Consider the following 19,906-nt stretch of genomic DNA (forward strand, 5'->3'; position numbering starts at 1 on the left):
AGATATTTTCTGGCTTATCTATTATTCTTTCTAACAACAATATAATAAACCGATGGATGCAAGTGACCTACTGTTGTGTGGAATCCGGATGATTGGAGCTGTCGATCGAGTTCCTCGGAAGAAATCCGATGATTTAAAGGCGGTCCCATTTCTGATTCTACCTTTTCCCAATCAAGGATCAGCCAAATTCCATCTTCCTTCAGCATATCGTGTAAATCCTGAAATACTTTGATCAGATCGGGAACTTCGTGCAAGACGAAAGCGGATACGATTTTATCCAAAGTACCTTTGTTAAAGCTGAGGTACTCAAGGGATGAATTCTCGTAAATAATATTGTCTACATTCTCTTCAGTGGCACGGTGTTTCAGGTACTCCAGCATTTCCTGTTGCAGATCTACCGCCTGGACCTTTGTTTCAACCGTTTTGGCAATAGGAAGCGTCAGGTAGCCATTGCCACAGCCTAAATCGGCGACGATATCGTCTTTATTGAGTTTGAGAAGTTCGAGTACTTTGTCCACCGGTACGAGCTCTTGACGTTTTGGATCGAGGAGCTTTGAAGCTTTGTGATGTTCAAATAAATCTCCGGTCATCGGGGTTCCTCCGTTCGGTAAATATACCCTATTGTGTATTAGTATCTTAAATCTTTTAAATACAAGCAAGTTATTTACTCATAGTGTATCCTATAGGAGAATTATTACAGATAGTGCGGGGAAATGTGTGTCGAATTTTTGAATAATAAAGAGTCTGGGACAAAACTAAAAAACCCGATAAAAAGACGAACAATAGAAGTGTAGGTTCTTTATACCGCTAATGATTTCCGTTCCGTGCAAGACTACGCTTTCCGCGGGTAGCCCGTGAGCCTCCTTGGCAAGCCTGCGGGGTCTCACATAAGCTACTTTCCCGCAGGAGTCTTCGTCTTGCACTCCAATCAACCGCTGGAAACAGTTAAAATCAAATGATTAGAAAACAAATAATAAACCCGAACAAATCTGCGCACTAAGAGGCAGGTTTGTTCGGGTTTGATTTAGGATAAAAAACTTTTGTCCCAGCCTCTATATTCCTTAATTAGGGCTTTCGTATAGGGATTTTTTCCATGTTGCTTTTCTTCAAAAAAATTATTTAAAAACCGCTTTATAGAAAGAAATTCACCTGTTCATTTATATCCCGGCATCCTCATTTAGAAACCTCTTCATAACGCAATGATTACGATTTAAACTCTATACTAATACTTCTTATTTAGTATAAGCATGATCCATGGAGAAGAAGAAGTAACTTGAATTTATTGCTTCTGGTCCTTTCATCGACCGTATGGTTTCTGTATAATCAATCCATGTTACATTTTGCAGCTTCTGATCTAATCTCGTATTAATCTCTTGTTCGATATCCCTCATCCGTTTCATCAGCTCTCCAAAGCTCATGTTAAAATGAGAGGCTGCCTGTTGATGAGGAGAATGTTTCACAAGTAAGGCCATAAATTCCTCTGACGTCTCGGATCGGCTCGCCAATTCATCTTCAAGACCGACTACATATTGATAGATGTCCCTTTTTCCCTTAGGCAGGCCTTCAACAATATCCCTTGCGACAATTTCCATTAAATGTTCGTTCATCGTAGTCACCTCGGCATAAGTCTATACCTCAAACTATTCTTTCTGACAGCAATAAATTCACTATTTCATGTTGTATTTTTTCAAGAAGCGTTCTGCACGGCCTCCACGATCTGAGAACTTCTGTCGTCCTGTATAAAAAGGATGCGTGTCTGAACTTACTTCTACTTTTAATAAAGGATACGTTTTCCCGTCTTCCCACTCAATCGTTTCATTGGATGTTTTTGTAGATCCTGTTAAAAAGGAAAAACCGCTGTTCGTGTCCATAAATACCACCTGTTGATACTCAGGATGAATTTCTTTTTTCATTCTTACTCCTCCTTATAGTTTCGTGGATTACCAGCTTGATTTTTTGACTCCGGGTATCTGCCCTTTATGAGCAAACTCCCTAAAAGCGATACGGGACATCTTAAATTTACGGAGATACCCCCTCGGTCTCCCTGTCACTTCACAACGACTATTTATTCGTGTCGGTGAGGAATCCCTCGGCAGCTTTCTTAACGCTTCATAATCACCATTCTCCTTTAACTCCCTGCGCAAATCTGCATATTTCCGAACAAGCTCCTGACGCTTCTTCTCTTTTACTACCTTTGATTTTTTAGCCAATTTGATTCACTCCTTTTTTGTTAATCGTAATGATTACGTTTTATAACGCATATGGTTATTAAACCATACTCTTTTTCTTTTTGCAATGATATTTGCCTACAACCTGCAGGAGAGTACTCCCCGACTTACACACTACTGTTGAAACATAAATAAAACCGAATGCCATTCGAGACCGGCATTCGGTTTTTATGTATTCTTATGCTGCTTTCAATCCCTCTAAAATAAGCATAAAATATTTAACTGTATCTCCGTTTCGACGATTGATTATATCAATATCGGCTAGAATTTTTTTAACCTCTTCAGCACCCAGACTCTGGATAAGCATTTCACTGATTTCTTCTGCTGTATATTCACCAACATAGGTATGCTTTAATGCAGTACGGTTCCTTCTACAAAAACTTCTTAATTGCCTTTTTAATTCAGTCGATTCCAACATCATCATCCTTACTACAGATTCAAATCCTACTATAATGGACATATAGATAAAAAAATCCCACCAGAATGGCAGGCAAAATGATACTAATAAAACGTCCTAATTAGTATTCATTGTAATCCATTATTTTCGGGAACCCGGTGATCATTATTGTATTATAAAAAATGGAAGACCCGTGGTTTTGCGTCCTAATCTTTCAATTAGATTGCCTTTACGAAGGACTATACAAATCATTATTTTAATATTTAGGTAATATAGTTGTCATTATACTAGAAGGAAAAGGATATGAAAACAGTCATGAGAATAATATTCCATTCCATTTCCTTACATATTAATGTAATGCTGGCCAAATAAAGATATCCAATAAAAGAAACCCCGCACATGGCGGGGTTTTCTAATTAAAAGTTAATATATTGACGTGGGTTTACAGCATTTGATTTAGATGCATTCCAAGAACCTGCATGAAGCTCAAAGTGTAAATGCTGTCCGAAAGAATATCCTGTGTTACCCATGTAACCGATTCTGTCACCTTTGTTGACTGCTTGTCCAGTGCTTACTGATGAAGAAGCCATGTGGGCATAAACCGTTGTGAACGTTTGACCATTGATTGAGTGAGTGATGTAAACGACATTTCCATAGCTTGAGCTATAGTGGCTCTTGATGACATATCCATCAGCTGCTGCTGAGATTGGAACACTGCCTCTTGCCGCGATATCCGTACCATAGTGGAAACGTTTCTTACCGTTTAATACATCCCAGCCGAAGTTTGTTGTAATCGTTCCAGAAGCTGGGGCTGTCCATGCACCAGCACTTACTGGAGCACTTGGAGCTGTATCAGCAGGAGAAGAACCGCCGCTGCTGTTTGTTGCTTGTTGTTGTGCTGCTGCACTTTTTGCCGCTTCAGCCTCCGCTTGACGCTTGCGTTCGATTTCACGCTGGCGTGCAAGTTCCGCTAAACGTGCTTGTTCAGCCTGGATTTCACCTTCAAGCTGGTGTTCCATTTTAGAAAGCTCATCAGATTCAGTTTGAAGATCTTTTTTCTCCACTTCCAAAGATGCCTGCTGAGCTTCTAGCTGCTTGAATAAATCCGCTTTTTTAGCTTTTTGACTATCAAGATCTTTTTTCAGAGATTCTAGACTTGCTTTAGTAGACTCTAATTCTGCAAGCTTGCCTTCTACTTCTTCTTGTTTCTTTTCTAATTTAGCCTGATCACGTTTTTGTTCGTCCATGATTTTCTTATCTGCACTAACAATCGTGTTCACTGCTGTTACACGGTTGATGAAGTCACCGAAGCTGTCCGCCCCAAGTAATACATCAAGATAATTTGCAGAGCCGCCTTTTTCCTGGATCGCCCGGGCACGTTCTTTTAATAGTTCGTTACGCTCTTCTATCTTTTGCTTTAGAACTTCAATTTCTTCTTTAAGTTTATTGATTTCTTCAGTTGTTTCGTCAATCTCTTTTGATTTATCGGCAATCTTTGTTTCAGTATCTTTTAATTTTGTACTGATTTCAGCAATCTGTGATTGAATTTCTTGTTGTTTATTGATGTTTTGGTTAATTTGTGATTTTTTCTCATTAATCTTGCCATTGATTTCCTCTTTTTTAGAAGAAATGCCTTCTTGTTGCTTCTGTAATTCCTCCACGGAGGAATGAGCGTTAGCAGTTGTCCCTAACGTTGGTAGACTTCCGATTGTTAATGCTGCTGCAATTGATAATGATATGAAATACTTCTTGTTCAAGCGGCATGCTCCTTTCAGCTTCTATCAACCTATCAAATTTTACACTTTTAAGAATTTACGTACAGACATAAAGCTTCCCCAAGCCCCGATCAAGCAACCCATTAATAGAATCAATCCGTTTACTTGATAGATAAAGGGGGTAAAATCTAATATCTGAATAAAATGGTTTTGTAGTTTTGGTTTAATAAATTCATAAGCATAGTAGTAACTTGTTGTGACAAGAGCGATCGGGATAATAGAACCTAAGATTCCAAGCCATAATCCTTCTAGAATGAATGGCCAGCGTACAAACCAGTTGGTTGCACCCACGAGTTTCATTATCTCGATTTCCCTTCTTCTGGCGACAATGGTGATTTTTATTGTATTCGAGATGAGGAACATGGCGGTAAACAATAGACCGATGATTAACACTAATCCAACGTTTCGACTCATTTCCAGTACATTAAACAATCTTTCTATCTTCGCTTCACCATAAAGTGCTTCGTTCACACCCTCATACTTGCTGACTTCAGCAGCGATTTTCCCAGTATCACGGGGATCTTCCGCTTTTACGATAAATACATCGTATAATGGATTATCCTGTTCGAATAACCTGAAATCGTCTCCTAAATCCTTTACCAGATTTTGAAGCTCTTCTTCTTTAGAAGAGTATTCTACGGATTCCACACCACTTATTTGGTTAATCTTCTTATCTATTTCTTCTACTTGAGCTTTTTCAGTACCGATCTCAAGTAGTACGCGTACTTCAACGTCTTTCTCAATATCGGTTGCAACCTTGTTCATGTTCAGCATAAGTACCATAAATACACCAACAAGTAGTAAGGTTACAGTAACGGCACTCACAGATGCGAATGTCATCCAGCCATTACGTCCGATGCTTTTGAAGCTTTCTCTTAGATGTCGACCATACGTCCTAGCTTTCATAACCGTAATCACCTCGCTGTTCGTCACGAACAATTCGGCCATTTTCGATGGCAATTACCCGATGCTTGATGGTATTTACGATTTCCCGGTTATGAGTAGCCATGATCACCGTTGTTCCACGATTGCTGATATCTTCAAGAATGTTCATGATATCCCAAGATGTTTCCGGATCAAGGTTACCCGTAGGCTCGTCAGCAATCACAAGTTTCGGCGTATTCACGATAGATCGTGCAATCGATACACGCTGTTGCTCTCCGCCTGACAATTCATTCGGAAGCATTCTTGCTTTATGCTTTAACCCTACCAGATCCAGTACTTCCATGACTCTCTTCTTTATTTGCTTTGGATGTTCTTCTATTACTTCAAGAGCGAAGGCAATGTTTTCATAGATTGTAAGAGAAGGTAACAGCTTAAAATCCTGAAACACGACTCCAACGTTTCTTCGTAAGTATGGAACTCTACTATTTTTTAATTTTGCAAGATTAATACCGTTTACGATGATATCACCTTTAGAAGGCCTCTCTTCGCGGTACATCATCTTGATGAAAGTAGACTTCCCGGCGCCACTTGGACCCACAACATACACAAACTCACCTTGCTTAATGTGGACGTTTAAGCCATTGGCAGCCATGACACCGTTGCTGTACTGCTTATACACGTCTTTCATTTCTATCATTATAAAATCACCTAATTTGTATTATGTAGTTACCCTCTTGGCTGTTATCGACATATGTACATGGTTTGAACACAACGACGTCTTTACCATAATTAGACATGAAATGGCGAAAAACCTCGAATTGCTCTTCCGAGAATTATTATAACATCACTTTGTACGTTGTTAAGGAAAAAAATTATTACATTTACGTTTCAAAGATTGAAATAATGTGTATATTTTACCTTTTTTCTTGTCGATTATACCTATTTCCCGTTATAAAAATAGGTATTTTTATCTAGAACCTGGTACTATAAGCAAGTAGAAAAGTTTGATAGTATGAGGAGGATAAACCTTAGGCTGATGCTAAACTCAGTAAGTTACTAGGTTATAATTATTTGCAGTTCAATTGCTGATTTCTTAATATATTTATTAGATGAGCTTTTGTAACATATATTTAAAGAAGGGATAGGGGAAAGTTTGTGGATAAATCAAAAAAAGAAGAATCCTCAGTTCGGGATTCTTCCTCCTCACTTACTTCTTATTTGCCAACCACTCTGCCACTGCTTCTGCTTCTTCACCTTCGATGAGTCCTGCAGGCATTTGACCTTTACCATTTTGAATGACTTCCAAGATCTGATCTTTGTTTAATTCAGCACCGATTTTATCAAGGGCTGGCCCCATACCGCCTTCAAGGTTTCCACCATGACAGCTGGTGCATTTATTGTTTACGATTTTTTCAGGGTCTACTCCGCCAGAGCTTGTTTCTGTACTTTCTTCGCCGCCGCCACCACCGCAAGCTGCAAGTACCAATGAAGCGCCAAAAACAATACCAAGTAGCTTTTTCTTCATTTTTTATCCCCCTAGGAACACATTTTAAGAGTAACGGTAAGTATCCAAGTCCGTCCCTCTATTACATAATTATACCAAGGTTAAACCCGTTTGAAACCTTCACCTAACACCTCTGAAGCGTCCATTGTGACGACAAAAGCAGAGGGGTCAATGGTTTTGACCAGTTGTTTCAGTTTTGTGAATTCTGTTTGATCAACCACACACATAAGGATCGGGCGCTCATCGTCCGTATAACCACCGTATGCAGATAGTTTTGTCACACCACGATCAATTTTATTCAGGATCCCTTCACGAACTTCTTCCTGTCTGTTTGTAATGACAAGTGCCATTTTTGAACGGCTGATGCCGACCTGGACTAAATCAATCGTTTTACTTGTCACATAAAGGCCGATAAGAGCATATAAACCACGTTCGATGTCAAACACGATCGCAGCAGAAAGAACAATCATTCCATCGATAAGCGCAACACACGTTCCCAAGGACAACCCGGTGAATTTGTTTACAATCTGGGCTGCAAGGTCCGTCCCTCCTGTAGAGGCTTTACCTCGAAAGACGATTCCCAACCCCAGTCCTACACCAATTCCACCGAATAAAGCTCCAAGCAAGGGATCTTCCGTCCACGGCTTCCAGTCTTCTGTTAAAAATACTACCAGCGGCAGGAAAACAGTACCGATGGCTGTTTTAACTCCAAATTGAAGCCCTAGGAAGATTAACCCTGCAATGAATAACGGGATATTAAAAGCCCACTGAACAAAGGCAGGCTTCCAATCAAACAGACCTTTCAGGATGGTCGATATCCCGCTCACCCCTCCTGAAGCCACCTCATTCGGCAGTAAGAACACATTAAACGCAAGGGCCACAATCGTTGACCCAATCACAACAAACAAATACTCTAACAACTTCTCTTTCCGCGGATTAAATGCCTGCCCACGACGTCTCTCTTTCAAACCCATCCAGTACGACTCCTTTAACCTATGTATTTATAGTATGAGTACAACCTCTTCCATTCATGCAGAGTATGCAGAGGGACGGACCTCTAATTGGTCATGTCGTGAACCTCTAAGGATGAAGATTGTTCATAAATTTCGCTTAATATAGTTGAAAAGCATATGTATGAACCAGGTGCAAATTAACTTCTCCACCCTTCAAACACGCTCTGTATCAACCTTTGAGAGTATAGCATGGGTACTTGGAGGTGTAAATGACACTTCAATAACGTGGTAAAGCATTAATAAGTCGGGGTGTTGTGGTGGTGAGGGACGGACCTTTAATTAATGAGAGGCTTTACACCTGCATTTCGCATTTCTGCAATAAGTGATAACCTCGGTAGTCGGCGTGTAATTATTCGTGTGTGTAATGTAGTTCCACGTTCTCGTTTATACATATAATGGAAAAAACGCATCATTTTTTGAGGTACATCCCTCAAAAAAACTGAATCCTCCAATTAATGGGAGGATCCAGCTTGAGTATGATTATTGAATTTTAGAACGAAGGTAAGCGTTGATGAATGGGTCGATGTCTCCGTCCATGACACCTTGTACGTTTCCTGATTCTGTGTTGGTTCTGTGGTCTTTGACCATAGAGTATGGATGGAAAACGTAGGAACGGATCTGGCTTCCCCATCCGATTTCCTTTTGTTCTCCACGAATTTCGGCGAGCTCCTGTTCCTGCTCTTCGATTCGCTTTTGGTAGAGCTTTGCTTTCAGCATTTTCATGGCTGACTCACGGTTCTTGATCTGAGAACGTTCAGATTGGCAGGTTACCACGACATTCGTCGGTAAGTGAGTGATCCGGACAGCCGAGTCCGTCGTATTGATGTGCTGTCCACCGGCCCCACTTGCACGATAAGTATCAATTTTCAGGTCTTCTGTACGGATTTCGATTTCGATTTCTTCATTGAACTCAGGCATGACTTCACAAGACACGAAGGAAGTGTGACGACGTCCTGAAGAATCGAATGGTGAAATACGAACAAGACGGTGTACACCTTTTTCAGCTTTTAAGTAACCGTACGCATTGTGACCTTTAATGGCAAGAGTTACACTCTTGATTCCAGCTTCATCGCCAGGAAGATAATCAAGGGTTTCTACTTTGAAACCTCGTTTCTCACCCCAGCGCGTATACATGCGAAGCAGCATGGAACCCCAATCCTGTGACTCGGTTCCACCTGCCCCAGGATGCAGCTCAAGAATCGCGTTATTTTTATCATGTTCTTCGCTTAAAAGAAGCTGAAGTTCGTAGTCATTTAATCGTTTGACCAAATCACCCAGCTCTTCTTCAAGATCTTTTTGAAGTTCTTCGTCCGGTTCTTCTTTGATAAGTTCAAGGGTAAGCTCAAGGTTTTCTTGGGATTCAAGCAATGATTTGTATTCATTTACAAGATCCTTCAAACCGTTTCCTTCATTTATTAATCCTTGAGCTTTTTGCTGATCATCCCAGAAGTCGGGTTGAACCATGATTTCGTCCAGCTCTTGAATTCTTGCCTCTTTGTTTTCTAAGTCAAAGAGACCCCCTGAAGTCCGCTAATGTTTTAGCTGATTTTTCTAACTCTGCTCTGATTTCTGATAGTTCCATGTGTGGTCACCTCTATAGTTATTTGGGTTCTTGAATTTATTTTGTATTGATGATATCTGGAATAGAGTGGCCGTGTTTTATTAGACAGTAGTGGTTGATTTCCGCTCCAGGTGCTTACTTTCCGCGGGGCGTGAGTTGAGCCTCCTCGGGCTTTGCCCTGCGGGGTCTCAACTTTCACGCTATTCCCGCAGGAGTCGAGCACCTTCCGCTCCAATCAACTTTAAAGTTATGCTATTACATAACCTATTTTAAAAAACACTATTACAAGAAACATCCAATTATTAGTAAACTCTATCCCAGGCACCCGTAAAAAACGGAAAAGTACCTGGCACTTATTTTATCAAAATAAGTACCAGGTAGCATCTCTTTAATTATCCAGTTATGCCGTGGCAGTGTTTGTACTTTTTGCCGCTTCCGCATGGACATGGCTCGTTGCGTCCTACGTCTTCTTGCTTGCGAACTGGTTGTTTCTTAGCCTTACCGCCATCTTCTTTAGGGTTCACTGCTTGACCTTTGGCTACTTCCTGACGTTCAAGATTGCTGCGGATTTCAGCTTTCATGACGTATTTTGCCACGTCTTCTTCGATTGCGAGTACCATGCTTTCGAACATGGCAAATCCTTCATGCTGGTATTCGCGCAGTGGGTCGGTTTGACCGTAGGCACGAAGGTGGATACCTTGACGCAATTGATCCATGGCATCGATATGATCGATCCATTTCGAATCAACAGCGCGTAGCAGGATGACTTTTTCAAACTCGCGCATTTGCTCCGGAGTAAGCTCTTCTTCTTTTTCATCGTAACGGTGTTTCACATCTTCATAGATCAGGTCCATCATTTCTTCCGGCTCTTTTCCACGAAGATCATCAACTGTTACATCGTTTTCTGGAAGAAGATTTGCGTTCACATAATCAACGATGCCTTGAAGGTTCCAGTTTTCCATATCTTCTTCAGCAGTATGGGCTGCTACCTGACGTTCGATTGCTGATTTGATCATTCCCTCAACGATTTCACGAAGGTTTTCTGAGTCGATTACTTCATAACGTTGTTTATAAATGATTTCACGCTGTTGACGTAAAACATCATCGTATTGCAGAAGCTGTTTACGAGCATCGAAGTTGTTTCCTTCCACTCGTTTCTGGGCCGATTCTACAGCACGGCTGACCATTTTACTTTGGATTGGCTGAGTGTCATCCATCCCAAGGCGCTCCATCATACTCTTCATATTGTCAGAACCGAATCGGCGCATCAATTCATCTTCCATCGAAAGGTAGAACTGAGTCACACCAGGATCTCCCTGACGTCCGGAACGTCCACGTAGCTGATTATCGATACGGCGTGATTCGTGACGCTCGGTACCAATAACGGCTAGACCGCCACGTTCGATGACGCCTTCACCAAGCTTGATATCCGTACCACGGCCGGCCATGTTTGTCGCGATGGTTACGGCACCAGGCTGCCCGGCTTCCAAAATGATTTCCGCTTCACGGCCATGGTTTTTCGCATTTAACACATTGTGGCGAACGCCTTTTTTCGTCAATAGTTTAGAGATAAGCTCTGACGTTTCAACAGCAACAGTTCCAACCAGTACAGGCTGTCCTTTTTCATAACGCTCTTTGATATCCTCGACTACAGCAAGGAATTTCCCTTCTATAGAAGCATAGATCAGATCGGCGCGGTCATCACGAACGATCGGCTTATTCGTTGGGATCACAATAACATTCATATTGTAGATATTACGGAACTCTTCTTCTTCCGTTTTCGCCGTACCGGTCATTCCGGAAAGCTTTTCGTACATACGGAAGTAGTTCTGGAACGTAATCGTTGCCATCGTCATGCTTTCATTCTGGATTTCAAGACCTTCTTTTGCCTCGATTGATTGGTGAAGTCCGTCACTGTAGCGACGACCTTTCATCAGACGTCCTGTGAAAGAGTCAACGATGACGATTTCACCTTCCTGAACCACATAGTCCACATCACGATGCATGCTAACGTGAGCCTTTAACGCTTGATTGATATGGTGGTTAAGGGTTACGTGTGAAATATCGAACAGGTTTTCAATGTGGAAAGCTCTTTCTACTTTGCTGATTCCATCTTCTGTTAATTGAACACCTTTTGTTTTTTCATCATATGTGTAATCTTCATCTTTTTTCAGGGTACGTACGACAGCGTTTGCCTGAATGTAAAGCTGAGGCGTACGTTGTGCGTTACCGGAAATGATCAGAGGTGTACGTGCTTCATCGATCAAGATCGAGTCAACCTCATCGATTACGGCAAAATGAAGTGGACGCTGCACCATTTGATCTTTGTACAGGACCATATTGTCACGTAGGTAGTCGAATCCAAATTCGTTATTCGTACCATACGTAATATCCGCTTTGTATGCCTCACGTTTTTCGTCTTTGGACATCGAGTTCAAGTTCAGTCCTACAGTGAGTCCCAGGAAATTGTATAGCTTTCCCATTTCCTCAGCATCACGGCTTGCCAGGTATTCGTTGACTGTGATAACATGAACGCCTTTTCCAGTGATCGCATTCAAGTACACAGGCATCGTCGCTGTCAGCGTTTTACCTTCACCGGTTTTCATCTCGGAGATGTTCCCGCCATGCAGGGAGGCACCACCCATAAGCTGAACGCGGTACGGATATAAACCAAGAACTCGGCGAGCCGCTTCCCGTACGACAGCGAAAGCCTCAATCATCATATCTTCCAGGTCTTCACCCTTTTGATAGCGCTCCTTGAATCTTTCTGTTCTTTCACGGATTTCATCATCCGTCAATCGCTCCATATCGGGGCCTAATTCTTCTATTTGATCAGCCAGTTTTTCAAGCCTCTTTATTTCTCTTTTATTCGCATCGAACACTTTGTTTAATAGACCAAGCATGTATAAACGCTCCTTTATCTGTGTTTAAATGAGAGCCGAACGTCACTAGAATAACGAAAGAAAATGAAATTCAGATGAGAATCATGAAAAATCCATGTAAAAGTCACCTTCACACGTTCCAATCACTCTACTTAAAATTCGCTACAAAATCCAAATATCCTCCCACAAAAACACGATATATTCCCTACCAATCTTACCACTATCCTATATGGGTTACAACTCAGGGAGGGACGGACCTCTCAATCACAGAGCTTTTAATGGTTGGAGGCTTTACTATCACGCGGTATTCCTGGATAGCTCATGAAATGCGAGTTCCGTCCTCTTGAAATAGCGTCGATTTAGGTTGAGGGACGGACCTCACCTACTAAAATAATTTGTCTAGGTTTGGCCACTTTACAGAATTTCCCCATATATTTGGCGAAGAGGGAGGTCCGTCCCTCAAACAAAAAAGCCGCCTATGCAGACGACTTTTAGATGTTGTGTATTTGAATGGTTAGGCTTTAGTTGCTTTTAGTAGTTCGTAGACGGTGTCCTGGTAGCTTTCCCAGATTTGTTTGCTTCGTCTTGAGATGCTGTTGGCGGAGACATCGAAGTATTCAGCCAGTTCTTTTTGGACGTGGCGGATACTGATTTCCTCGATGTTTTTCGCCATGTCCACCAGTGCACCCGAGTAGATTTTAGGATTGCGGATTGTTGGGCGCTCTGTGTAGAAGTATTTTTCCAATACGGCTACCAGCAGCTCACTTTCTTCTTTGTCTTCCCCTTTTTCAGTCAGGAAGTTTTGAAGAGATGTGATCGCTTCAACGTATTCCGGCGTTTTCCAGATTTCTACTCCTTCGATTGCTTCTTCGGCTTTCTCATCCGAATCCTTGGAAGTATCTGTTTCATCCGTGACTTTAGTACATGCTGCTGCTTTTCCGGCCTTTTTCTTTTCAGCACTATAAAGAACGAATCCGACATCTGCTATTTCCAAGTACTGCCCTGATAAGTAGTCATGCAGATTTCCAAACTCACCTTGTTCAAATCGGATTTTCACCAGTTCCATCGCTGCTTTCTCTATCGCAGGATAAATGAAGTACTGAGCGAATGGAAGATACTTCTCCCCATTCGGCAGCAATAGCCCCAAGAAGAAACTATTCTCTTCTAACTTCCCGAACTTTTCAGTTACAATCAGCACATCACCAGTGATGGCTTCTTCCACACGTAACGTATTTTCATCCAGCTTCTCTACGGTACCTGCCGTCACACGCACGTTTTTCCAAGACTCCAGTACTTCAGCTGTCTGAGGACGAGTCACCGTGCTCAACTGCTTATCAACAAAGCGTTCGATCAAACGAACACCGTCAGCATCCTTCTGAGTCGCTCCGTACCAGCTGACAAATGCCATTTCATAAATATCCGGATCCGCTTGCATCAGATCCATTTTCGCTAAGTAGTGATGATAGGATTCTTCCATCTCTGTTGACTGCGCCGTAGCAATATAATCATAGAGTTGCGCCTGAAGCACATCAAGCTCCTGACTCACCAACGTATCTATATTCACAACATTTTCTTTTTCACAGCATTTCTTATATTTTTTCCCACTGCCGCATGGGCATGGTTCATTTCTTCCGACTGTACTCATGTTTGTATTTACCTCCAACTTCTTGAGTCCCGTACACAAATGTTCATTATATAACATTTGAAGCGTTCCTTAAACTGTTTTAGAACAAGAAAAAAGAACCAATCGTTTTTGGACTGGTTCTTCACATTCATGATTGGAGGTAATCTACTTCCTGAGTGAACCTTCTTTTTCAATAATCTTAAGAAATAGATCCTGATCTTTCCATAGGATTCCCGTCTGTTTCGCAATAACAATACCCTCTTCTTCGCTCCCAGGCGCATATGTCCGAGGCAACTCATCCGGTAATGGCCAAACTCCTGTCATATAGGCCATTGCAAAAGGGTTTTCGCCCACTGCTGCATCCGCCTTCTCTTTCACATTTCCCTTTTCAAAGTAGATACTCATAAAGAATTGTATATAGTAAGCATATGCATACTCTTCCTCGTACATATCCAGCAGGCCTTCCACTTCTCTTTTCTTCCGGGAAGCAATTAGTAAAGGAATCAATTCGTATCGTACACCCTGATTATCCTCAGCATTCAATTTCATCAACTGCTTCATATAATGAATTGCCTCGTCATACCTGGAAGCTTCCTTCAATGCAAGAGCAAGGTTAAGGGTCAATCTCATATAAGGGCGAGTCCTGACATACTTCCAGAAAGGCGTCCCGTCGTGAAAGCATTCCCTGATTTCTTTCTTAGCAAGTCTCATGCCTTTCTCCAGAAGCTTAAGCTTTGTTTCCATCCTTTTTTCTTTTTCAGCTAATAGGTTATAAGCATCTGCACAATCTGCATCGACTTTCAAAGCTTTTTCACAAAGGGTATACCTTTCCGGTGGCTGTGCTTCAAATGCTTCATAAATCAATTGCTGAGCTTCTTCTTCCTGAGTTAACTCAGGAAGCCTGATTCCACCTTCACGAGTCTGCCTCATGACTTGATCCAGATCTACATCATCACTATCCTCTGTCACCAGCATGATTTCCCACATCGTCTTCTCTGTCGGAGCCGGTTCGTTTCCATAAAGGAATGAAAGAGAAGGTCCCCCATGCTGCTCCAACATCGAAAAATCATAGGCCATCCTCTCTCCAATCGCCTCATCGATCGTATAAGAACGATTTGAAATACTTGCAGGCGAGACGTCAAAGAACGCTCCAAGTTCCTTTTGAGTAAACTGAAGAATCGGCAATACTTCGCTGCACATATAATAAAGAGCCGCCGCATAAATGCGTGGATTCCGGATTCTCGCTGACGCCATTTGAAAGTAATCATTTAAATATTTTGTGATCAAATACGCCCATTCCTCTTGATGATTATGGTCGATTACAAACGAATAAAGCTCTTGACCAGCATTTTCTTCCAGATCATTTCTCCATGTGAAGGAATCAACGCTTAAATTCTCATCATCGTGCATTTTTTCAAATACGGAATCGATTAAACGCAGAAAATTCTCTCTGTAAAACCCTTGCAAATCCCTTGAAGAATCTTCAAAGAGATCCCCGACGATTTTTTTGGCCAGAGTTGTGACGTCCGGATCTAAGTTGAAAAAGGTAGTAAAGGGCACAAACTGACCATTTTCATAAGGCATGGCAGCTGTGAACACCGTCTCTCCTATCGCAAAAGACAAATCAACTCCCTTAAATTCAAACCGTTCGCTACTCATGAAATCCTCAACTAACATCCTTTCGCCATCGTTCTCCTTCACTTCCCCGACGACAAATGCAAATGAGGCCCATCGACTTACAACGTCCCGGACTCTTGTACGGGGGATGGTGTTCAATCGTTCATTGATAAAACTTTCCAGTATAGTGCCGTGATCTTTTCCTTTAAAAGCGACCAAAAACCATGTGTAAAATAGGAAGTCCCCACCAGGCGTCTCGAAATTAAAAGAACATAGTTGTCTGGTAACCTTTTGTTTTTCATGCTCGAGCTTCCATTCAAACCTCTCATATGCAAAATCAAGTACATTCGCAAAAACCCGCTCGAGATCTTCAAGAATTAGATGATCCAACTGAGCGACATTCACCCCACCACAACATTTTTTATATTTCTTCCCGCTTCCACAAGGGCACGGATCATTTCGGCCAACATCAGTCAACACTCTCCACCCCACTCTATTCATTATGAATCTATTATATCCTCAATATTGTTAACACATACAGTGAATCAATTATAGATTCTCATAAAAAATAGCCCTCCTCAAGATAAAATACCTATCCTGAGAAAAGCTTTCTATTATCTGCCTTGCTTCTTCATATAATCCAGCACATCCAGATCAATATAGTTCTCATCCTGCTCACGCATTTCAAAGTTTTCTGTATGGAGATAGTCTTTCAAGCTCTGATGAAGAGACTGTCTTTCTTTTGCATAACCAAGACGTGTAAGTTCCCGCTCAACATCATCATGTATTTCACCTTCCAGCAATACGACTCTACCAGGCTCTGACTCTTTAAAATAGAGCTGATGCATCAAGTAGATTCGTTTCAATTCCTTAATGGGAGACGCGTGATCATCCACCCTGAGATCGATGTACCGATCATTGAAGCCACCATATCCACCGCTTTCCTTCACTACTAGAAGCGCAGCAGACTGCATGCCCCGTGAATCACCTCCTGCTTCCTGCCCGGCATCGAGTGCATGGAGTAATCGTTCAGCAAGAGATCCCGTTGTCGACTCAAATGTATCTGCCATCGCCTTTACGGTATTCTCATCTACTAAAATATTTCCTTGAGCTGCGAAATGCTTTCCAGTTTGTCCACCGGCCCAGTCATAGCATCCCTCTCCCGTAAAAGTCGCGGGATTCCCACCAGCATCAATCAATCCCACCTGTCGTAATGGACGCTCGGGATCATCCTTTGTGATGATATCCAGCGCTTCCTCTGCCGTCTTTCCTTCTTCCATTAATTGAAGTGCATGAGGTCCGTACGAAGTATTCGCGTAAGACTGAGTCGCCACGGCTCCCACTCCTGCTTTCGCAAAAGGTACGACAGAACCAACACCGAGGAATTTGGATTGTACTGCAATCCCCCACTCTTTCTCTTCCGGGTCATAACCTACAATGGAATACGTCATGATGAAGTCCTCCTTTAAATTAAAGCGTCAGGATTTAATCCTTTTAGCTCTTCTACTACAAATAACCCATCTCTCCGAATTAAAACATCATCGAAGTAAATTTCTCCTCCGCCATATTCCGGACGCTGGATACAGACCATATCCCAATGTACATTCGAACGGTTTCCATTATCCGCTCCTTCATTGGCCTGTCCTGGTGTGAAATGGAAGCTGCCGTTTATTTTTTCGTCAAATAAGATATCAAGCATCGGCTCATTGATCTTCGGATTTACACCAAGGGCAAACTCCCCAATGAAACGGGCACCTTCATCTGTATCCAGAATATCGTTCAATTCCTTCGTTTTATCAGCAGTGGCTTTCACGATCTTCCCGTTCTCAAACATCAAAGAAACATTGTCAAAAGAAAATCCGCGGTACAGTGTCGGCGTATTGTATGTAATCGTCCCATTTACACTATCCTTCACGGGAGCTGTATAAACTTCCCCGTCCGGAATATTCCGCTCTCCAAAGCACATGACAGACGGAATATCCTTGATGGAAAACGTAAGGTCCGTCCCTTCGCCGGTAATCCGTACTTTATCGGTTTTATCCATCAGCTCTTTAAGAGGCTTTTGGGCTTCTTCCATCTGCTTGTAGTCTACGGTACAGACTTCCAGGAGATAATCGAAGAATGTGTCATAACTCATCTTCGCTTTTTGAGCAAGTGACGGATTTGGATAGTTTAATAGAGCCCATTTCTTATTTTGAATGAGATAGTCATTGGATTCTTTCATATGCGGCATGAGGACCTGCCACTGTTCTGCCGGCACTTCACTCATCTCTGCATCATTTGCTTCGCTTGAAATGTTGAGAAACGCATCGATATCCTGATACTTTTCCATATTCCATTTATTTTGCAGAATCATTTGTTCCGGTTTCGCATGAGTGGCCATGATACGCAGTAACTCCTGATCGCCGAGCTCATAGTATGGAATCACCCCCATCTCATACGCTTTCTGAAGGACCTCCTTTACAAGCGGTTTTGTCGAATGCTCTCCCATTATAAAAAGCTTCTCCCCTTCTATTAATTTCAAGGAGTGGGTCAGCAGTATCTCTGCCAACTTCTCTAATCGTGGATCTCTCACTTGGTATCCCCCTAAATTTTGTCTACCTTCAAACTTCGACAAAAAATGGTAAAAGCCTCCTTCGGAATAAAAAAATCCTGCGGTCTCAGTGACCGCAGGATTTAAGGTTATTAGTTTGTTTCGATCAAGCCATACTTCCCGTCACGGCGCTTGTACACAATATTCGTTGCGTTGGTCTCGGCGTCCGTGAAGATGAAGAATGTGTGACCCAGCATGTTCATTTGAAGGATCGCTTCTTCGCTGTCCATCGGTTTAAGATTGAACTGCTTCGTTCTTACTACTTCCGTATCGTCCTCTTCCTCCAGTTCAACCGCAGCTGCACCATTTGGAGAAACGTGATTCAGATCTTCCTGAGCCGCGAAAAACTCCTTCGGGCTACCCTTCTCACGCATCTTTCGGTTCACTCTTGTTTTATGTTTGCGAATTTGACGCTCCAATTTATCTACAATCAGATCAATGGCCGCATACATATCCGTGTTGCGTTCCTCTGCACGTAACACTAATTGCGGCATTGGAATAGTCACTTCAGTTTTCGTATTTTTATCAGGATACACTTTTAAATTAACATGTACATTTGCATCAGGAGTTTCATTAAAGTAACGGTCTAACTTGCCAATCTTCTTCTCCACGTGTTCGCGAATCGCTGGAGTTACCTCAATGTTCTCGCCTCGAATGTTGTAGTTCAACATGTAAACTCCTCCTTTTAAAAATAAAGCTATGTTTATATATTCTCCATTCCCTCAATTATTCCTCCTTAAACTTTCTAAATTTTTCGTCAATTTTTAGTAAAGTTTGTAATATGGTGTCGAGAGTGTTGATGGGTGTGGGATTGGAGAATGAAAGAGTGAGGTGATGGTTGCGAGTATGTAGGGTTCATCTTTCACTCTTTATATTATTATTTTCTCATTTTTTGAGGAGAATAAACGGTGGGAATTTGGAGGATTTGTGAATGGTTTGGGGCGGATTTGTGAAGGTTTGAGTTGAGGCTTTGGTGTGTTAGATTTTTTGGTACCTGGTACAAATGCTGCAGATTGTACCAGGTACCATTAAAGTTCGTTGTACCAGGTACATTTACTACCTAATGTACCTGGTACAAAATAAAACCAACCATTATACCGGCTGGTTCCAATCCTTTATATTATATTTTGTTTCTACATAAAATTTATATTTCTCATATGGATGATCACCAAGATTTGAAAGAATCTTTTGAGTATCAACCATTGATTTATAACCTGCAGTAATAAAACTCTTATAGCTGCTCCAATGATAGTCTTCAGGTTGTTTAGAGTACTTGGATTTCACCGGGTTCAAATGAATGTAACTACTTGTATCGATAAGCTGCTTAGAATTATTAATTAACTTAGCATAATATCGGTCCTGAAACACATGACCAACATAATTGTATTTCCGGTTAAAATACCTTGCATAGATAGAATGGATGTAATGGATAATGTCGGAAGGAGAGTTATCGAGTGTCCCAATAATAAGATGAACATGATTGGGCATGAGGCAATAGGAGTGGAGAGTGAATGGGGTTTTCTCTTTTGCTCTTTGCACTAATCCTAAATAATGATTAAAATCTTTTCTATCTCGAAAAAGATTATTCTTTCTGTTACCGCGTGCAGTTATGTGATAAATGGCTCCAAGATACCAAACTCTATGGTTTCTTGTCATAGACTCTTCCTTTCTCTAATCAAGTTACAACTATTCCTATTCGACATAATTTGAAATTTCCCTCCTTATAATGGTGTGTTTGGAAGGAGAAGTTTATTTTGTACCTGGTACAGCTGAACGTTTTTGTACCTGGTACAAATGATGTCGATTGTACCAGGTACAAAAACATTT

18 protein-coding genes and 1 riboswitch are annotated in these 19,906 nt (G+C 41.6%); all 18 genes read right to left on the minus strand.

What is annotated here, in order from left to right:
* Window positions 1-14 precede the first annotated feature (14 nt).
* Window positions 15-590: a class I SAM-dependent methyltransferase gene (locus ACYH0O_RS22025; protein ID WP_482630340.1), complete on the minus strand. Its 576-nt coding sequence runs from the start codon at window positions 588-590 to the stop codon at window positions 15-17.
* 642 nt (window positions 591-1,232) lie between these two features.
* Entirely contained in the window at window positions 1,233-1,607 is a 375-nt protein-coding gene (locus ACYH0O_RS22030; RefSeq protein WP_482630341.1) for a hypothetical protein, read from the minus strand.
* A gap of 60 nt (window positions 1,608-1,667) precedes the next feature.
* Window positions 1,668-1,913, minus strand: a complete 246-nt coding sequence (locus tag ACYH0O_RS22035; protein WP_482630342.1) for a type B 50S ribosomal protein L31 — start codon at window positions 1,911-1,913, stop codon at window positions 1,668-1,670.
* Between the two features lie 27 nt (window positions 1,914-1,940).
* A complete protein-coding gene (rpsN, locus tag ACYH0O_RS22040; protein ID WP_482630343.1) occupies window positions 1,941-2,210 on the minus strand; it encodes a 30S ribosomal protein S14 in 270 nt (89 codons plus the stop codon).
* A gap of 196 nt (window positions 2,211-2,406) precedes the next feature.
* Complete coding sequence (locus ACYH0O_RS22045; RefSeq protein ID WP_482630344.1) at window positions 2,407-2,688, minus strand: hypothetical protein; 282 nt, start codon at window positions 2,686-2,688, stop codon at window positions 2,407-2,409.
* Between the two features lie 83 nt (window positions 2,689-2,771).
* A riboswitch (cyclic di-GMP riboswitch) is annotated at window positions 2,772-2,863 on the minus strand.
* A 178-nt stretch (window positions 2,864-3,041) separates the two neighbouring features.
* On the minus strand, window positions 3,042-4,382 hold the full coding sequence (locus tag ACYH0O_RS22050) for a murein hydrolase activator EnvC family protein (RefSeq protein WP_482630345.1): 1,341 nt from the start codon (window positions 4,380-4,382) through the stop codon (window positions 3,042-3,044).
* A 39-nt stretch (window positions 4,383-4,421) separates the two neighbouring features.
* Entirely contained in the window at window positions 4,422-5,306 is an 885-nt protein-coding gene (gene ftsX, locus ACYH0O_RS22055; protein ID WP_149156513.1) for a permease-like cell division protein FtsX, read from the minus strand.
* On the minus strand, window positions 5,296-5,982 hold the full coding sequence (gene ftsE / locus ACYH0O_RS22060; protein ID WP_149156512.1) for a cell division ATP-binding protein FtsE: 687 nt from the start codon (window positions 5,980-5,982) through the stop codon (window positions 5,296-5,298). The genes ftsX and ftsE overlap by 11 nt, the downstream gene beginning before the upstream one ends.
* A 510-nt stretch (window positions 5,983-6,492) precedes the next feature.
* Entirely contained in the window at window positions 6,493-6,810 is a 318-nt protein-coding gene (gene cccB / locus ACYH0O_RS22065) for a cytochrome c551 (RefSeq protein ID WP_482630346.1), read from the minus strand.
* Between the two features lie 80 nt (window positions 6,811-6,890).
* Window positions 6,891-7,763, minus strand: coding sequence for a YitT family protein (locus ACYH0O_RS22070; RefSeq protein WP_482630347.1), 873 nt, complete (start codon window positions 7,761-7,763; stop codon window positions 6,891-6,893).
* Between the two features lie 519 nt (window positions 7,764-8,282).
* Window positions 8,283-9,384 (minus strand): peptide chain release factor 2 gene (gene prfB, locus ACYH0O_RS22075; RefSeq protein WP_149156509.1). Its coding sequence is split into 2 segments (ribosomal slippage): window positions 8,283-9,311 and window positions 9,313-9,384, totalling 1,101 coding nucleotides; the frame shifts between segments, so codons are not numbered across the junction.
* A gap of 371 nt (window positions 9,385-9,755) precedes the next feature.
* Window positions 9,756-12,266: a preprotein translocase subunit SecA gene (gene secA / locus ACYH0O_RS22080; protein ID WP_482630348.1), complete on the minus strand. Its 2,511-nt coding sequence runs from the start codon at window positions 12,264-12,266 to the stop codon at window positions 9,756-9,758.
* 493 nt (window positions 12,267-12,759) lie between these two features.
* Window positions 12,760-13,890 carry a YecA family protein gene (locus ACYH0O_RS22085; RefSeq protein ID WP_482630349.1) on the minus strand — a complete coding sequence of 377 codons (1,131 nt, stop codon included), beginning with the start codon at window positions 13,888-13,890 and terminating at the stop codon, window positions 12,760-12,762.
* Between the two features lie 144 nt (window positions 13,891-14,034).
* Window positions 14,035-15,963: a YecA family protein gene (locus ACYH0O_RS22090; protein WP_482630350.1), complete on the minus strand. Its 1,929-nt coding sequence runs from the start codon at window positions 15,961-15,963 to the stop codon at window positions 14,035-14,037.
* 137 nt (window positions 15,964-16,100) lie between these two features.
* On the minus strand, window positions 16,101-16,937 hold the full coding sequence (locus ACYH0O_RS22095; RefSeq protein WP_482630351.1) for a DUF1028 domain-containing protein: 837 nt from the start codon (window positions 16,935-16,937) through the stop codon (window positions 16,101-16,103).
* Between the two features lie 14 nt (window positions 16,938-16,951).
* Window positions 16,952-18,061, minus strand: a complete 1,110-nt coding sequence (locus ACYH0O_RS22100) for an aminopeptidase (RefSeq protein ID WP_482630352.1) — start codon at window positions 18,059-18,061, stop codon at window positions 16,952-16,954.
* A gap of 110 nt (window positions 18,062-18,171) precedes the next feature.
* Window positions 18,172-18,750: a ribosome hibernation-promoting factor, HPF/YfiA family gene (hpf, locus tag ACYH0O_RS22105; RefSeq protein ID WP_113971339.1), complete on the minus strand. Its 579-nt coding sequence runs from the start codon at window positions 18,748-18,750 to the stop codon at window positions 18,172-18,174.
* Window positions 18,751-19,171: 421 nt separating this feature from the next.
* Window positions 19,172-19,735 carry an REP-associated tyrosine transposase gene (locus ACYH0O_RS22110; protein WP_482630353.1) on the minus strand — a complete coding sequence of 188 codons (564 nt, stop codon included), beginning with the start codon at window positions 19,733-19,735 and terminating at the stop codon, window positions 19,172-19,174.
* Window positions 19,736-19,906 lie beyond the last annotated feature (171 nt).

The sequence above is a fragment of the Rossellomorea sp. H136 genome (assembly GCF_056838065.1).

Bases quoted from the DNA above. Each gene is read 5' to 3' on its own strand.
- ACYH0O_RS22025 (WP_482630340.1), bottom strand. From the start codon at position 590: ATGACCGGAGATTTATTTGAACATCACAAAGCTTCAAAGCTCCTCGAT.
- ACYH0O_RS22030 (WP_482630341.1), bottom strand. From the start codon at position 1,607: ATGAACGAACATTTAATGGAAATTGTCGCAAGGGATATTGTTGAAGGC.
- ACYH0O_RS22035 (WP_482630342.1), bottom strand. From the start codon at position 1,913: ATGAAAAAAGAAATTCATCCTGAGTATCAACAGGTGGTATTTATGGAC.
- ACYH0O_RS22045 (WP_482630344.1), bottom strand. From the start codon at position 2,688: ATGTCCATTATAGTAGGATTTGAATCTGTAGTAAGGATGATGATGTTG.
- ftsX (WP_149156513.1), bottom strand. From the start codon at position 5,306: ATGAAAGCTAGGACGTATGGTCGACATCTAAGAGAAAGCTTCAAAAGC.
- ftsE (WP_149156512.1), bottom strand. From the start codon at position 5,982: ATGATAGAAATGAAAGACGTGTATAAGCAGTACAGCAACGGTGTCATG.
- cccB (WP_482630346.1), bottom strand. From the start codon at position 6,810: ATGAAGAAAAAGCTACTTGGTATTGTTTTTGGCGCTTCATTGGTACTT.
- ACYH0O_RS22070 (WP_482630347.1), bottom strand. From the start codon at position 7,763: ATGGGTTTGAAAGAGAGACGTCGTGGGCAGGCATTTAATCCGCGGAAA.
- secA (WP_482630348.1), bottom strand. From the start codon at position 12,266: ATGCTTGGTCTATTAAACAAAGTGTTCGATGCGAATAAAAGAGAAATA.
- ACYH0O_RS22085 (WP_482630349.1), bottom strand. From the start codon at position 13,890: ATGAGTACAGTCGGAAGAAATGAACCATGCCCATGCGGCAGTGGGAAA.
- ACYH0O_RS22095 (WP_482630351.1), bottom strand. From the start codon at position 16,937: ATGACGTATTCCATTGTAGGTTATGACCCGGAAGAGAAAGAGTGGGGG.
- hpf (WP_113971339.1), bottom strand. From the start codon at position 18,750: ATGTTGAACTACAACATTCGAGGCGAGAACATTGAGGTAACTCCAGCG.
- ACYH0O_RS22110 (WP_482630353.1), bottom strand. From the start codon at position 19,735: ATGACAAGAAACCATAGAGTTTGGTATCTTGGAGCCATTTATCACATA.